We start from the raw sequence: 13,293 nt of genomic DNA, 5'->3' as shown, positions 1-13,293 counted from the left end.
GGGCCCGCTCGGCGACCTCCGCGGCGATCACCGCGCACCGGTCGGCGTCCCGGGACCCGAGCAGCACCCGCTGCCCGGCCGCGGCCAGCCGCACCGCCAGCCCCCGGCCCTGCGGCCCGGTCCCCCCCAGCACCCCGACGACCAGTTCCTCGACCGCGCGCCCGTCCGTCATGCCGCGATCATGCCCGGACGGCTCGGGGCGACCGTCAGTCGCCCTCCCACCGGCGGTCCTCGGCGGTCAGCTTCTCCTCGCGCTCGGCGACCGACTGCAGCGCGTGCTCGGCCTCCTCGCGGGTGGCGTACGGCCCGAGCCGGTGCCGCTCGGCGCAGCCGTCCCGCGGCTCGACCGTGTGGTGCTTCAGGCAGAAGAACCAGGGACCCTCGGCCATGTCGGCCTCCTCGTCTCGGGGACCTCCATGCAAGCACGCAGCTCAGACGTCCACCATGACCTGGTCGTGCCGGGCGTAGAACGCCGTCCGCTCCTCGTCGCTCAGCTCGCGGCCGCTGCGGCGCAGCTCGGCGACCTCGGTGAAGAAGTTCTCCCGCGCGATGCCCGGGGCGAACAGGATGAGGAACGCGGTCTCCTCCTCGCCGTCGTTGCGGAACCCGTGCACACCGGTCTCGTGCACCAGGGCGAAGTCGCCGGCCCGGTAGGGCTGCCACCGCCCGCCGGCGTAGACCGTCAGCTCGCCGCTGAGCACGTAGAACGACTCCTTGAACGTCCGGTGGTAGTGCGGCGCCGCGCCCGCCGAGCGCGGCGCGACGCGGTACTCGAGGAGCCCGAAGCGGCCGCCGGTGGCGCTGCCGGGAGCCACCATGCGCAGGGAGCTGGTGGGGCCGTGGTCCACCAGCGGGTGCTCGACGACGGTGCGGACGTCGTAGAGCGACGGGTCGGGGTGCGACATGCACCCACCCTGGCACCGGGGGCCGTGTCGTGACAGCGGGTGACGACATCGGGAAGCCCACTGGAATTCACCTCCATGAGGCATCCTGCAGCGGTGCTCGACAGCGGCGCCGCGGAGACGGACCCCGGGTCGGGTCTGGCGGTGCTCGCCCGCGGACCCGAGCACCGGGTCGCCGCCCGGACCCTGGCGACCCTGCTCTTCCTCGCCGGGCTGATCGGCTCGGCGAACCTGTTCGTCGACGACATGGTCCGCCAGAGCGAACGGTGGCTCTACGGCGGCACGATGGCCCTCTGCATGGGGCTGGCCGTGCTGCTGGCCCTGCGCCGGAGCGCCACCCGGCCGCAGACCTTCGCCCTCGTGCTGCTCGGTGACCTGGTCTACGTCGTGGTCAGCCGCTGCCTGGCCGACCCGATCCACTACACGACCCCGCTGGCCCTGCTGTTCCCCTGCTTCGTCGCGGCCTGGTTCCTCGGCCGGTGGCAGTTCGCCGTCAACCTCGTGGTCACCCCGATCGCCGTCGTCCTGGCGCTGGTCCAGACGCACCACGAGACCACCGGTCTGACCGTCCAGCTGGTGGTGAACTCGGGCATCCTCACGGTCGTCTCGCTCGCGGTCTTCGTGCTGCGCCGGCGCGTGGAACGGCTGATCGACGCCATGCGGGCGCTGTCGGTGCGCGATCCGCTCACCGGGTTGCACAACCGCCGCTACCTGGTCGACCAGGCGCCCCGGGTGTGGCGGCAGGCCCGCCGCGACGGCACGCGGGTCGCCGCGATGGTGCTCGACCTCGACCACTTCAAGGCGCTCAACGACCTCCACGGGCACGCCGCCGGGGACGGCGTGCTGCGCACGGTGGCCGCCGCGCTCGCGGCGAGCGTGCGGCCCGCCGACGTCCTGGCCCGCACCGGGGGTGAGGAGTTCGTCGTCCTCGGCCTGGTCGGCGATGCGGCCGAGGCCGGCCACCTGGCCGAGCGGCTGAGGGCGGCCGTCGCCGCCGCCCGCACCCAGGAGGGGCACGCGGTGACCGCGTCGATCGGCGTCGCGCTGACCCGTCCGGCGGACGGTGAGGACGTCCCCGGGGCGCTGTGGCGGCTGGTCGACCGCGCCGACGCGGCGATGTACGAGGCCAAGCAGCAGGGCCGCGACCGGGTGGCCGCCCAGCAGCTGCCGCACCCGCGGCCGGCCCGCGTCGTCGAGCCGCCGTCCCCGCCGGAGCCGGTGCGCGACCCGTTCCCGGAGACCCCGGCCAGCGACGTCGCGTAGGGCGTTCGACCGGTGGGCCGGCCGGTTGTCTGCTTCGCTGTCCGCATGACCCTCGTCGCGCCCGACCCGACGCGCACGGTGCCGCTGCCGCTGCGCGAGCAGGCCGAGGTCCGCGACCGGTGGCTGACCGAGCGGCTGCTCGACCTGCTGCCGGGGCTGATGGACCGCGCCGGCATCGACCTGTGGCTGGTCGTGGGCCGGGAGTACAACGAGGACCCGGTCCTCCCCACGCTGCTCCCGGCCACCTGGCTGTCGGCGCGGAGGCGGACCATCCTCGCCCTGCACCGCAGCGACGACGGCGTCACGGCCGCGGCGGTCTCCCGCTACCCGGTCGGCCTGTTCGTGCCCGCCTGGTCCCCCGACGAGGACGCCGGGGTGCCGGCCGAGGAGTCGCAGTGGGCGGTGGTGCGCCGGATCGTCGAGCAGGCCGATCCCCGGCGGATCGGCATCGACGTGTCGGCCGACTTCGCGCTCGCCGACGGGCTCTCGCACACCGAGTTCGGGCAGCTGACCGCCGCGCTCGGCCGCTACGCCGAGCGGCTGGTCCCGGCCGAGGAGCTCGCGGTCAGCTGGCTGGAGACCCGGCTGCCCGGCGAGATCGCGGCGCTGCACGCGCTCAACCGGCTGGCCCACCAGGTGATCGCCGAGGCCTACTCCCCCACCGCCATCACCGTGGGGGTGACGACGGCGTTGGACCTCGCCTGGTGGATCCGGCAGCGCTTCGCCGACCTGGGCGTGGCCGCCTGGTTCCAGCCCACCGTCGGCCTGCAGCGGGCCGGCGTCCCGCTGGTCGAGGAGCGCGGGACGACGCTGCCCGCCGTCCCCTTCGACGCGGTGATCGAGCCCGGCGACCTCGTGCACTGCGACGTCGGGCTCACCAGCCTGGGGCTGGCCACCGACACCCAGCGCAACTGCTACGTGCTGCGGCCCGGCGAGACGCAGGCACCGGCCGGGCTGCGGGCGGCGCTGGCCGTCGGCAACCGCATGCAGGACCTGACGACGGCGGCGATGGTCCCCGGCCGCACCGGTGACGAGGTGCTCGCCGCCGCCCGGGCCGCCGCGGCCGCCGACGGCATCGACGGCGACGTCTACTCCCACCCGGTCGGCTACCACGGCCACGGCGCCGGCCCGGCGATCGGCCTGTGGGACCAGCAGGGCGGCGTCCCGGGGGCGGGTGCACGGCGGCTGCGGCCCGACACCGTCTACGCGCTCGAGCTGTGCGTGCGGGCACCGGTGCCCGAGTGGGGCGGGCAGACGGTGCGGATGGCCCTGGAGCAGGGCGTCGCGCTCACCGCGGACGGCGTCGAGTACCTCGACGACCGGCAGACCGAGCTGGTCGTCGTCCCGGGCGGCTGAGCGCGGCGGGGCCTACTTCTTCTTCTTGCGCGCGTCCGTGGTCTTCTTGCCGTTCGCCTTCTGGATGGCGTCGACGAGCTCCTTCTTCTTCATCGTGGAGCGGCCGGAGATCGACAGCTTCTTGGCGACGTCGAGCAGGTGCGACTTGGGCGCGTTGGCGTCGACGCCGCCCTTGGTCTTCCGGCCCGTGTCCCGGCCGCCGGCGGCCTGCGCGTCGGACGGGCCCTTGCGCCCGCCGGCCTTCTTCTCCCAGTGGTCGCCGACCTTCTCGAAGCTGTGCTTGACCGCGGCCCACGCCACCTGGTTGGCGCGCCGCTCGTCGCCGTACTCGTCGAGCGCCGAGTCGTGCGCCTTGGCGTAGGTGCGCTGCGCCTTGGCCGGCGAGCGCTTGAGGGTGCCGGGCAGCTCGCTCTTCTTCGCGGTGCCCTTGGTCGTGGTCTTCGGCATGACCGCTCCTCTCGTGATCACGAACGGCCCTACCCGCGGTCCTCCGGCGTCATTCCCGCAGGTCCGGGCCTCACCCGATGAGGTACCGGCTCCAGAACGCCCGCTCCTCGACGGTCAGCGCGCGCGAGGTGTCGGTGGCGGTGTCGAACAGGACGAGGACGGCGTCGAGCCGGATCGCCGCCTCGCCGTCCTGCACCAGCTCCTGGCGCATGGTGAACGACTTGGTGCCGAGGCGGGTCACCCAGCTGCGCACCAGCAGCTGCTCGCCGGCGCGGTAGTAGAGCTGGCGCAGGTAGTCGACCTCGAGCCGGGCGAGGATGACGCCCGGCTGCCCGCCGGCGGCGACGCCCGGGGCCTCGGCCGCCACCGCCAGGCGGGCGTCCTCCAGCAGGCCGAGGGCCCGCGCGTGGTTGACGTGCCCGTAGACGTCGGGGTCGGACCAGCGCAGCTGGACCCGGTGCTCGTGGACGCCGTGTTCGTGGACCTCGCTCAGGGCAGGTCCGCCGTGTCCGACGACTGCCGGTGGCCGCCCTGGGCGTCGTCGGGGTCGGTGTGCACCGTGCGCTCCTCGGACTCGGCGAGGATCACCTCGGCGGCGACCTCCTCCATGCCGCTGCCCTTCATCTCCTGCTCCTCGGGCAGCAGCTGGGCGCGGGTCCCGATGTTGCCCTCGGTGACGTTGGCCAGCGCCTCGGGGCTCGGCTCCTTGTTCGTCGTCATGACCGCGCCCTCCTCAGAACCGCTGCTGCTCGGTGCCCAGCCCGAGCGCCTGGGCGACCGCCTGCACGTTCTCGAACCGCTCGCCCCCGGGCAGCCGGCGCAGGTCGGCGAGGACGCCGTCGGGGGCGTGGTTCTCCGTCGCCCGGGTGACGAGCTCGTCGCGGTCGGCCGGCCACACCTCCTTGCCCAGGTGCTCGGCGAGCGCGGCCCGCCGGTCGAGCCCGGCCTGGTCGGTGCCCGGCGCGGTCGCGGGCCGGTGCGGATCGCTCATGCGTCCTGCCCTCCCGGGGTGGAGGCGTCGGTGTAGCGCAGGACGGCGGCCACCGGGATGTCCCCGGGCATCGCCGCACGGGGCACGACGACGACGTCGGCGGAGCTGGCGACGGCGGCGGCGAGCAGCGCGCGCTCGGCCGGCACCGAGTGGGACTCCTGGCTGCCGAGCGCCTCGAGGTCGCCGTGGTCGACGCCGAGCTCCAGGGGCGAGCCGCCCACGAGAAGCTTCTCGTCGTCCTGCTGGTCGGCGAGGACCAGCGTCTCGACCTGGCCCTTGCGCAGGGCCTCGACGACCGGCGCCGTGCCGGTCACCGACAGCCCGTGCGCGGACGCGGCCTCGACCTGCTCGACCGCGCGGGCCTCCTCGTGGGCCTCGTGCTCGGCGAGCAGCTCGACCTCGCGCCGCTGGACGGGCTCGAGGTCGGCGCCGGCGGCGCGCCCGCCCTCGTCCATGCTGACGACCAGGTCCTTCCAGAGCTCGCTGGCCCGGTCGGTGAGGATCTGCCGGGCCCGGATGTCCCCCGCGACGAGGACGAACTCCGGCTGGAGCCGGCGGACCATCGAGGCGATGCTCTCCGCCACGTTGTCGGCGTTGTGGACCCACTTGTTCTCGGCGTTGTGCTGGTAGCGGTGGTGCGCCCAGCCGCCGCCCTGGAACTTGCGGATCTGGAAGCTGTCGCCCTCCACCTCCTTCTCCTCGATCGTCTGGCCGGGGCGGGCCGACACGGTGATGTCGGCGCCTACGCGGTCGACGACCGCGACGATGTGCGGGATCCGGCCGGGCAGCTGCCGGAGCACCGGCAGCAGGTCGGGCTGGGGCGACCACTCGGCGAGCTCCTGACGCGGCTGGTCGACCAGCGGGGAGTCGAGCACCACCGTGCCGTCGGCGGCCACGACGACCGCCCGGCCGCGCCACGTGCCGGCCTCACCGCCGTCGTTGCCCTCCAGCAGCCGCCCGCGGACCGCCTCGACCACCGCCTCGGGGGCGCCCTGCTCGGCCAGCTTCTCGGCCACCGCGCGGACCCGCAGGTCCAGCTCGGTGTCGGCGTTCTCGGTCGTGTGCGTCACGTCGGCGCAGACCGTGGCGTAGGGCCCGGGTGCGGAGAACACGGGCTCCAGGAACGACACGTCCATGGGTGCGGACAACTCCTCGGTCGGCTCGGGTGGACCAGCTCGGGCGCGCACGAGCGGCGCCCGGTCGTGGTCGCCGCCTACCCAGCGACCGTCCCCTCACACCCCGGGTTCGGATGCCGGGGGCACGGGTAGGCGGTCGGCATGACCGAGCACGACCAGCTCCCCCTGCCCGACTACGACCACCTGCCGCTCGGCGGGCTGACGTCGCGGATCCGCACCCTGGACGAGGCGGGTGTGCAGACCCTCCTGGAGTACGAGCAGGCGCACGGCAACCGGCTGCCGGTGGTTGAGGTGCTGCGGAACCGGCTCGAGGGTCTCCGCAACGGCGCGCAGCCGTCCGGCGGCGACCCGGCCGCCGACGTCGCCGCCGAGGCGCCGGTGCACGCCGCCGGCGGGTCCAAGGTGTCCCAGGCGACCTCCGGCCCGCCGATGAACCCGCCGTCCCAGGGCGACCCGACCAACCCGGCCCAGCCGCGCACCACCGGCTGAGGGAGCTACTCGCTGAACGCCTCGACGATGCGCATCACCGCCGGGGTGAGCAGCACGATGAACAGCGTCGGCAGGATGCAGAGGATCAGCGGGAAGATCACCTTGACCGGGATCTGCATCGCCCTCTCCTCGGCGCGCTGACGCCGCTTGAGCCGCATCTCCTGCGCCTGGGTGCGCAGCACGTCGGCGATGGAGATGCCGTACTGGTCGGCCTGGACGACGGCGTGCACGAACCGCCGCAGGTCCGGCACGCCGGTCCGCTCGGCCAGTGCCAGGTAGGCCTCCCGGCGGGGCTGGCCGACGGCGATGTCCTGCAGCGTCCGCACGAGCTCCTCGGCCAGCGCGCCGCGGCCGTTGCGGGCGGTGCGGGCCATCGCCGCCTCGAACCCCAGACCCGCCTCGACGGCGATGGTCATCTGGTCGAGCGTGTCGGCCAGCTCCAGGGTGATCGCCTGCTGCCGCTCCTGCCCGCGGCTGAGCACGAGGAGGTCGGGCACGAAGTAGCTGACGAGCGTGACCGTGCCCATCAGCAGCAGCACCGGCAGCCCGGGCCGTGCCGAGTACAGGAGCACACCCAGCGCGCCGGCGACCGCGGCGAGCACGAGCTTGGCGGCGACCAGCCGGGCCAGCGGCCAGGACGGCGGTCGCCCGGCGGTGGCCAGCAGGCGGTCGAGGCGGGAGACGGTGCCGCCGGGCGTGAGCGCGCGGGCCAGCCGTGCCCCGGTGCCCGGTCCGGTCCGCACGGCCCCCGCGGCGGCGGGTTCGTAGCCGCGCACCAGGTTGTCGCGGACGGCGGTGGTGCCCCCGTCGGGCCGGGCGAGCAGGGCCCAGCCGAGCAGCGGCACGGCGAGGCCGGCCGCGACCGCGGCGGCCAGGACGAGGATCGGCAGGTCGCTCATCAGAACCGGATGCTCACCATCTTCTTGAGCCACAGCGCGCCCACGACCAGCAGGCCGCCGGCGACGAACAGCATCAGCCAGCCGACCGGCGTCTCGGTGAACACCGAGAGGTACTCCGGGTTGGTGGCCGAGATGAACAGGCAGACGACGAACGGCAGCGCCATCAGCACGATCGCCGACAGCTTGCCCTCGGCCGACAGCGCCTTGACCTGCCGGCGGATCGCGTTGCGCTCGCGGATGGTGCCGCTCACCGCGTCGAGCACCTCGGCGAGGTTGCCGCCGACCTCCCGCTGGATGGCGATGGCCTGGGCGACCCAGCTGAAGTCGTCGCTCTGCATGCGGGCGGCGGTCTCCTCCAGCGCCTCCACCAGGTCGCGCCCGACGCGGGTCTCGACGACGACGCGCGCGAACTCCTCGGACGTCGGCGCGGCCGCCTCCGTGGCGACCGAGTCGACCGCCCGCAGGATGCTGTGGCCGGCGCGCAGGCTGCTGGCCATCAGCTGCAGCGAGTCCTCCAGCTGGTCGGCGAAGGCGGCCCGCCGCCGCCCGGTCTTCAGCGACAGCCAGGCCTTCGCCCCGAGCGGGCCGGCCGCGGCGGCGAGGACGGCGACGACCGGTCCGCCGGCGAGCAGGCCGAGCGCGCCGAGGGCGACGGTGATCAGGGCGGTGAGCAGCACCAGGTCGGGCAGGCCCATCGCCACCCCGGCGCGCTCGAGCGCCGCCGTCCCGGCCGCCAGCCGCCCACGGCGGGCGAGCGCCTTGCCCACGGCCGCGTTCGCGGCCGCCCCGGCACCGGCGAACGCCGACGACGGCGGGGGCGCGAGCGCCGGGTCCAGCCGCGCCAGCGGCACCCGCGGCCGCCCGGACGGCACGACCGCCACCGCGAGCAGCACCAGCGCGGCGCTGAGCGCCGCGAGGCCGAGGACCAGGGGCACGGGCACGCTCACGCCCACCCCCGCGTCCGGGCCGGCTCGAGCATGCCGAACACGCGCGGCGAGACCTCGACGCCGAGCTCGGCGAACCGGTCGGTGAACCGCGGCCGCACGCCGGTGGGCACCGGCTTGCCGAGGAACCGGCCGGCCGGGTCGACCCCGGCGGAGTAGTCGAAGAGGAAGGCGTCCTGGAGGGTGACCGTCTCCCCCTCCATGCCCTGCACCTCGGTCACGTGGGTGACCCGGCGGGTGCCGTCGCGCAGCCGGGTCAGCTGGACGACCACGTCCACGGCGGAGGCGATCTGCTCCCGGATCGCGCGCAGCGGCAGGTCCATGCCGGCCATGAGCACGAGGGTCTCCAGGCGGGCGATGGCGTCGCGGGGCGAGTTGGCGTGCACCGTCGACAGCGAGCCGTCGTGGCCGGTGTTCATGGCCTGGAGCATGTCGAGGGACTCCCCGCCGCGGCACTCCCCCACCACGATCCGGTCGGGGCGCATCCGCAGCGAGTTGCGCACCAGGTCGCGGATGGTGATGGCCCCGCGGCCCTCGATGTTGGGCGGCCGGGACTCCAGGCGGACGACGTGCTCCTGCTGCAGCTGCAGCTCGACGGCGTCCTCGATGGTGACGATCCGCTCGCCCTCCGGGATGAACGAGGAGAGCACGTTGAGCAGCGTCGTCTTCCCCGTGCCGGTGCCGCCGGACACGATGATGTTGAGCCGGGCCTCGACGCAGGCCCGCAGCAGGTCGGCCATCTCGGGCGAGAGGGTGCCGAAGCCGATCAGGTCGTCGACCGAGAACGGGTCCTTGGCGAACTTGCGGATGGTCAGCGTCGAGCCGCTGAAGGCCAGCGGCGGGATGATCGCGTTGACCCGGGAGCCGTCGGCCAGCCGTGCGTCGACCAGCGGCGAGCTCTCGTCGATCCGCCGTCCGACCCGGGAGACGATCCGGTCGATCACCCGGCGCAGGTGCTCCTCCGACGAGAACCGGGCCGCCGTCCGGGTGAGCCGGCCGGCCTGCTCGACGTAGACCATGTCCGGCCCGTTGACCATGATCTCGCTGACGGCCTCGTCGTCGAGCAGCCGCTGCAGCGGGCCGAGGCCGAGGACGTCGTCGGCGAGCTCGGCGATCAGCCGCTGCCGCTCCTCGGGGCTGAGCGGCACCTTCTCCTCGTCGACGACGTCGTCGAGCTCGGCGAGCACCAGGGCGCGCATCGCGTCCTCCCCCAAGGAGGGGTCGTTCAGGCGGCTGCCGACGCGCTCGAACAGCGCCTTGCCGATCCGGTCCTTGAGCCGGGTCAGCGCGTCGGCGGGGGGCGGCTCGGCCGCCGCCGGGCGCGGCGGGGGCACGGCCGCGCGGCCGGGTTCGGACTGCTCGGGCGCCGAGTGCCGCCCGCGGGCCGCCTCGAGGCGGGACGTCAGGTTCACGACTCCGCCCGGTGCTTGGCCCGGCGCGACGAGCGCACGACCGGGGTGGCGGCGAACCGGCCGACGAGCCGGCGCAGCTCCTTGGTCATCGGGTCCTTGGTGCCGCTCTGCAGCAGTGGGACGCCCTGGTTGGTCGACGCCGGCACCGCGCGCGAGCGGGGCAGCACGACGTCGACCCCGCTGCCGATCGTGGTCTCGACGTCGCGGACCTGCAGGCCGCCCTTCGGGTCGTGGAAGTTCATGACCACGTGCCGGCCGGCCGGGATCATGCACAGCTCGCGCAGCACGTCGATCTCCTTGCGCAGCCCGCGGACGCCGGGGACGTCCATGCTGGTCAGCATCACCACGTCGGTCGCGCGGTCGAGCGCGGCCAGCGTCTGCTCCGACAGCCCGGGGGCGGTGTCGACGACGACGTAGCGGAACTCCCGCGCCAGCGCGGCGAGCAGCCGGCTCACGTCGGCGCCGGTCACGGTGTCCCCGGCCGCCGGTGACTCCGCGCCGCAGACGGCGTAGAGCCCGGTGGGGTGCTGGGTGAGGAAGGTCTTGAGGACGATGGTGTCCTCCGCCGCGGGACCGCGGACGACGTCCGGGAGCGTGTACTCGGGCACCAGGCTCAGCGCCGAGGCCACGTCGCCGAACTGGACGTCGAGGTCGACCAGCACGGTCGACTGCGGGGCGACCTGGGTCAGCCCGATCGCCAGGTTGGTGGACACGGTGGTCTTGCCGACCCCGCCCTTCGGCGAGGCCACGGTGATCACCCGGCCGGTGTAGCGGGCGGTCTCCTCCAGCGGCCGCAGCACCCGGCGGCGGTCGGCGGCGGTGCGCCCGGCCCGCTCGAACGCGGCCCGCAGCGCGTCGACGTCGGAGTCGGGCGCGATGACGTCGCGGACGCCGGCCCGCATCGCCTCCTGCCACAGCTCGGCCGACGGCGGCGCGACCAGCACCACGCTGATCCCCGGGCACTGCACGTCCAGCCGGGCGGCGAGCGAGAGCGCCTCGCCGGTCGCGGCCTCCGGCCCGACGACGAGCACCTCGGGCAGCTCGCCGTCGGTCAGCTGCTCGAACAGCCGGATCGGGTCGGCCGGCAGCCGGCCGGGGGCCAGCTGCAGCACGTCGCCGTCGGCCGCCTCCTTGACGCGCAGCGCCAGCTCCTCGCCGGCCGCGCCCAGCACCACCCGGCTCATCGGGGCCGCCCCGAGTACACGTCGACCTGGGTGAGCACCTGCGTGCCGCTGTTGTCGGCGCCCTCGGGCTCCAGCGACAGCCACAGCGAGCCGTGCTCGGCGCCGAAGACGACCGCCTCGGCGTCGCGGGCCAGCACGGCGAGGGTGACCAGCAGGCTGGAGCTCGGGGCCGCGGAGCCGGCGCTGGCCGTCTCCGTCTCCTCCGTCGGCGCCGCCGGGGCGCCCTGCACCTGGGTGACGAGGACGTCGTGCAGCACGCCGTGCGTGGTCGCCGTCCCGTCGTCGAACTTCAGCGACAGGTAGACCCCGACGGTGTCGCCGGCGGCGAGCCGCCCGCCGACCGCGCGCTGGGGGTCGAGCAGGACGCTGATCTCCTGCAGCCCCGCCGGCACGTCGACGGTGCCAGGGGCGCGCAGGTCGGAGGGGTGGGCGAACCGGCTGCCGAGCAGCTGCTCCCCCGGCTGGAGGTCGACGGTGGCCACCTGCCCGACCAGGGCCGACAGCGACCGGACCCGGCCGGGGACCGCCGTCTTCGCGGGCACCAGCTCGGTGTCGACCAGCCCCGCGAGTTCCTCGGCCGGGGTGCCCTCCGGGACGAGCTCCTGGACGACGAGCACCTCGACCGTCTCGAGGCCGGCGGCCGCCCGGGCGTCGGCGGCGCGCACGTAGGCCACCAGCACGACCCCGCCGGCGGCGGCGAGGACGAGGGCGGCGAGCGCGGCGATCAGTCTGCGGATCATCGGGGGAAGCGCTCCTAGCGGACCAGTCGGAGGATCGCGGCGCCGAGGTCGGGGCCGTCGTTCGTGTAGGTGAAGCGGTCGGAGAGGTCGACCCAGCGGACGAAGTAGCCGGAGATGCAGCGCTCGCTGCCGCCGCACGGCTTGTTCCACTCGTACTGGCCGCCGAAGAAGTAGCCGGTGATCTTGAAGGCGGCGTAGCCGTAGACGTGGTACCAGCCGTGCGAGCCCTCGTCGCCGGCGACGTCGAAGATCGGCAGCAGGACGACGTCGCCGCGCAGGGAGGTGAAGTCCCCGGGCTCGCACCCGTTCGACGGGTTGTTGCCGGTGGAGCTGGTGGACCGGCCGCCGACCGCGCTGCGGGCCTGGCAGCTGCCGTTCCCGGTCGTCTGGAGCCAGCCGAAGCCGCCCGGCACGAACATGTGCGAGGGGCCGGTGCAGCCGGTGTCGGACTTCTTGGGGAACAGGATGGTGCGCTCCACGTCGCCCGACGGCATCCCGCCGCCGGTCTGCGCCTCGAACTCGCACCACGAGAAGGTCAGCGGCAGCTCGGCGACGCCGCCGCCCGGGGTGCCCCACGCGACGGTGGCGCTGGCCGAGACGGCGGTCTCGTCGACGCCGATGACGGGGGCGAACCAGTGCTCGACCGGCTCGTCGCCGGTGACGGTGACCCGCGTGGGGTTCGAGGAGAGCACCGGCGGCCGGGCGGTCGAGCCGGCGTTGTTCTCGGCCACCAGCGCGGTCGCGGTGGCGAGCATGTCGCCGCAGGCACCGCGGGCGCAGTCCTGCGCGACGGCGAGCGCCGCGGCGTCGGCCGCGACCTGCAGCCGGGCCTTCTCCGCGTACACCGCACCGACGTCGACCGCCAGCGCGGTGAACCCGAGGACCGGGACCATGAGCAGGGCCAGCACGACGGCGGCGGCGCCGCGCTCGTCGCGGGCGCGCCGGCGCAGCCGGGACCGGGTCAGCCGTTGCACCGCATGACCCCCGTCCCGGTGAGGTCGATGCCGGCGCCGAAGAAGCCGGTGAGGAACGGCATGTCGTAGTCGATGCTCAGGCGCACCGTCGTGCTGCCGCCGGTGAGGGGGCAGGCCGCCGGGGTGATGCTGATCTGGGCGTCGGTGACCGCCGGGTCGAGGGTCGAGGTCGCGTTGCGCACCGCGGCCCGTGCCGCCGCGGGGTCGTTCTGCAGGGCCATGGCGCGCACGCCCTCGCGGGCGGCGGCGGAGAGCTGGCCGTGCACCTGGAAGGCGTGGCCGAACTCGACGATGCCGATGACGAGCAGCACCAGCAGCGGTGCGATCAGCGCGAACTCCACCGCGCTGGCCCCGCGCTCCTCGCGCAGCCGTCGGACCATGCTCGACCTCCTCCCTGGTGCGGGCGTGCTGGTGGGGTGCTTCCGGTGCGGTGGGGGGGGGGGGGGGGGGGGGGGGGGGGGGGGGGGGGGGGGGGGGGGGGGGGGGGGGGGGGGGGGGGGGGGGGGGGGGGGGGGGGGGGGGGGGGGGGGGGGGGGGGGGGGGGGGGGGGGGGGGG

General features: G+C 74.9%; 18 protein-coding genes. 3 read left to right on the top strand and 15 right to left on the bottom strand.

Going from position 1 to position 13,293, the window contains the following annotated elements:
* From ACI8AF_RS27185 to ACI8AF_RS27175, 3 genes are all read right to left on the bottom strand, one after another.
* On the bottom strand, nt 1-172 hold a 172-nt coding region (locus ACI8AF_RS27185), incomplete at its 3' end, for an NAD(P)-binding domain-containing protein (RefSeq protein WP_456542907.1).
* A gap of 34 nt (nt 173-206) precedes the next feature.
* The gene (locus tag ACI8AF_RS27180) at nt 207-389 is read right to left on the bottom strand and encodes a hypothetical protein (protein WP_456542905.1); all 183 of its coding nucleotides are present in this window, start codon (nt 387-389) and stop codon (nt 207-209) included.
* Nucleotides 390-431: 42 nt separating this feature from the next.
* Nucleotides 432-905 (bottom strand): cupin domain-containing protein, encoded by a 474-nt coding sequence (locus tag ACI8AF_RS27175; RefSeq protein ID WP_456542904.1) that lies wholly within the window; start codon nt 903-905, stop codon nt 432-434.
* Between the two features lie 75 nt (nt 906-980).
* Here ACI8AF_RS27175 and ACI8AF_RS27170 point away from each other — a divergent pair, with 75 nt between their 5' ends.
* On the top strand, nt 981-2,165 hold the full coding sequence (locus ACI8AF_RS27170) for a diguanylate cyclase (RefSeq protein ID WP_456542903.1): 1,185 nt from the start codon (nt 981-983) through the stop codon (nt 2,163-2,165).
* A gap of 45 nt (nt 2,166-2,210) precedes the next feature.
* On the top strand, nt 2,211-3,521 hold the full coding sequence (locus ACI8AF_RS27165) for a M24 family metallopeptidase (protein ID WP_456542902.1): 1,311 nt from the start codon (nt 2,211-2,213) through the stop codon (nt 3,519-3,521).
* Between the two features lie 12 nt (nt 3,522-3,533).
* Here the strand turns inward: ACI8AF_RS27165 and ACI8AF_RS27160 are convergent, their stop codons facing one another.
* From ACI8AF_RS27160 to ACI8AF_RS27140, 5 genes are all read right to left on the bottom strand, one after another.
* Nucleotides 3,534-3,968 (bottom strand): ChaB family protein, encoded by a 435-nt coding sequence (locus tag ACI8AF_RS27160; protein WP_456542901.1) that lies wholly within the window; start codon nt 3,966-3,968, stop codon nt 3,534-3,536.
* Nucleotides 3,969-4,038: 70 nt separating this feature from the next.
* Nucleotides 4,039-4,416, bottom strand: coding sequence for an acyl-CoA thioesterase (locus tag ACI8AF_RS27155; RefSeq protein WP_456542906.1), 378 nt, complete (start codon nt 4,414-4,416; stop codon nt 4,039-4,041).
* Between the two features lie 41 nt (nt 4,417-4,457).
* A complete protein-coding gene (locus tag ACI8AF_RS27150) occupies nt 4,458-4,688 on the bottom strand; it encodes a hypothetical protein (protein ID WP_456542900.1) in 231 nt (76 codons plus the stop codon).
* A gap of 13 nt (nt 4,689-4,701) precedes the next feature.
* Entirely contained in the window at nt 4,702-4,959 is a 258-nt protein-coding gene (locus ACI8AF_RS27145) for a DUF2795 domain-containing protein (RefSeq protein ID WP_456542899.1), read from the bottom strand.
* Nucleotides 4,956-6,095, bottom strand: a complete 1,140-nt coding sequence (locus ACI8AF_RS27140) for a baeRF2 domain-containing protein (protein WP_456542898.1) — start codon at nt 6,093-6,095, stop codon at nt 4,956-4,958. The genes ACI8AF_RS27145 and ACI8AF_RS27140 overlap by 4 nt, the downstream gene beginning before the upstream one ends.
* Before the next feature lie 141 nt (nt 6,096-6,236).
* Here ACI8AF_RS27140 and ACI8AF_RS27135 point away from each other — a divergent pair, with 141 nt between their 5' ends.
* The gene (locus ACI8AF_RS27135) at nt 6,237-6,584 is read left to right on the top strand and encodes a hypothetical protein (RefSeq protein WP_456542897.1); all 348 of its coding nucleotides are present in this window, start codon (nt 6,237-6,239) and stop codon (nt 6,582-6,584) included.
* 5 nt (nt 6,585-6,589) lie between these two features.
* Here the strand turns inward: ACI8AF_RS27135 and ACI8AF_RS27130 are convergent, their stop codons facing one another.
* From ACI8AF_RS27130 to ACI8AF_RS27100, 7 genes are read right to left on the bottom strand one after another with little or no spacing between them, the layout of a single operon-like run.
* Entirely contained in the window at nt 6,590-7,483 is an 894-nt protein-coding gene (locus ACI8AF_RS27130) for a type II secretion system F family protein (protein WP_456542896.1), read from the bottom strand.
* The gene (locus ACI8AF_RS27125) at nt 7,483-8,424 is read right to left on the bottom strand and encodes a type II secretion system F family protein (protein WP_456542895.1); all 942 of its coding nucleotides are present in this window, start codon (nt 8,422-8,424) and stop codon (nt 7,483-7,485) included. Before ACI8AF_RS27125 ends, ACI8AF_RS27130 begins: the two co-directional genes overlap by 1 nt.
* A gap of 2 nt (nt 8,425-8,426) precedes the next feature.
* Nucleotides 8,427-9,839: a CpaF family protein gene (locus ACI8AF_RS27120; RefSeq protein WP_456542894.1), complete on the bottom strand. Its 1,413-nt coding sequence runs from the start codon at nt 9,837-9,839 to the stop codon at nt 8,427-8,429.
* The gene (locus ACI8AF_RS27115) at nt 9,836-11,023 is read right to left on the bottom strand and encodes an AAA family ATPase (protein WP_456542893.1); all 1,188 of its coding nucleotides are present in this window, start codon (nt 11,021-11,023) and stop codon (nt 9,836-9,838) included. The genes ACI8AF_RS27120 and ACI8AF_RS27115 overlap by 4 nt, the downstream gene beginning before the upstream one ends.
* Entirely contained in the window at nt 11,020-11,763 is a 744-nt protein-coding gene (cpaB, locus tag ACI8AF_RS27110) for a Flp pilus assembly protein CpaB (RefSeq protein WP_456542892.1), read from the bottom strand. Before cpaB ends, ACI8AF_RS27115 begins: the two co-directional genes overlap by 4 nt.
* Nucleotides 11,764-11,777: 14 nt before the next feature.
* Entirely contained in the window at nt 11,778-12,737 is a 960-nt protein-coding gene (locus tag ACI8AF_RS27105) for a pilus assembly protein TadG-related protein (protein WP_456542891.1), read from the bottom strand.
* Nucleotides 12,725-13,117, bottom strand: coding sequence for a TadE/TadG family type IV pilus assembly protein (locus tag ACI8AF_RS27100; protein ID WP_456542890.1), 393 nt, complete (start codon nt 13,115-13,117; stop codon nt 12,725-12,727). The genes ACI8AF_RS27105 and ACI8AF_RS27100 overlap by 13 nt, the downstream gene beginning before the upstream one ends.
* Nucleotides 13,118-13,293: the final 176 nt, after the last annotated feature.

It is taken from the genome of Blastococcus sp. SYSU D00669, from assembly GCF_054050715.1.
Note: the sequence above shows the minus strand (reverse complement) of the source record. Positions and strands in the feature narration are given on the sequence as shown.

Coding starts and splice junctions, on each gene's coding strand:
- ACI8AF_RS27180 (WP_456542905.1), bottom strand. CDS start 389: ATGGCCGAGGGTCCCTGGTTCTTCTGCCTGAAGCACCACACGGTCGAG.
- ACI8AF_RS27175 (WP_456542904.1), bottom strand. CDS start 905: ATGTCGCACCCCGACCCGTCGCTCTACGACGTCCGCACCGTCGTCGAG.
- ACI8AF_RS27170 (WP_456542903.1), top strand. CDS start 981: ATGAGGCATCCTGCAGCGGTGCTCGACAGCGGCGCCGCGGAGACGGAC.
- ACI8AF_RS27165 (WP_456542902.1), top strand. CDS start 2,211: ATGACCCTCGTCGCGCCCGACCCGACGCGCACGGTGCCGCTGCCGCTG.
- ACI8AF_RS27160 (WP_456542901.1), bottom strand. CDS start 3,968: ATGCCGAAGACCACGACCAAGGGCACCGCGAAGAAGAGCGAGCTGCCC.
- ACI8AF_RS27150 (WP_456542900.1), bottom strand. CDS start 4,688: ATGACGACGAACAAGGAGCCGAGCCCCGAGGCGCTGGCCAACGTCACC.
- ACI8AF_RS27145 (WP_456542899.1), bottom strand. CDS start 4,959: ATGAGCGATCCGCACCGGCCCGCGACCGCGCCGGGCACCGACCAGGCC.
- ACI8AF_RS27140 (WP_456542898.1), bottom strand. CDS start 6,095: ATGGACGTGTCGTTCCTGGAGCCCGTGTTCTCCGCACCCGGGCCCTAC.
- ACI8AF_RS27135 (WP_456542897.1), top strand. CDS start 6,237: ATGACCGAGCACGACCAGCTCCCCCTGCCCGACTACGACCACCTGCCG.
- ACI8AF_RS27130 (WP_456542896.1), bottom strand. CDS start 7,483: ATGAGCGACCTGCCGATCCTCGTCCTGGCCGCCGCGGTCGCGGCCGGC.
- ACI8AF_RS27115 (WP_456542893.1), bottom strand. CDS start 11,023: ATGAGCCGGGTGGTGCTGGGCGCGGCCGGCGAGGAGCTGGCGCTGCGC.
- cpaB (WP_456542892.1), bottom strand. CDS start 11,763: ATGATCCGCAGACTGATCGCCGCGCTCGCCGCCCTCGTCCTCGCCGCC.
- ACI8AF_RS27100 (WP_456542890.1), bottom strand. CDS start 13,117: ATGGTCCGACGGCTGCGCGAGGAGCGCGGGGCCAGCGCGGTGGAGTTC.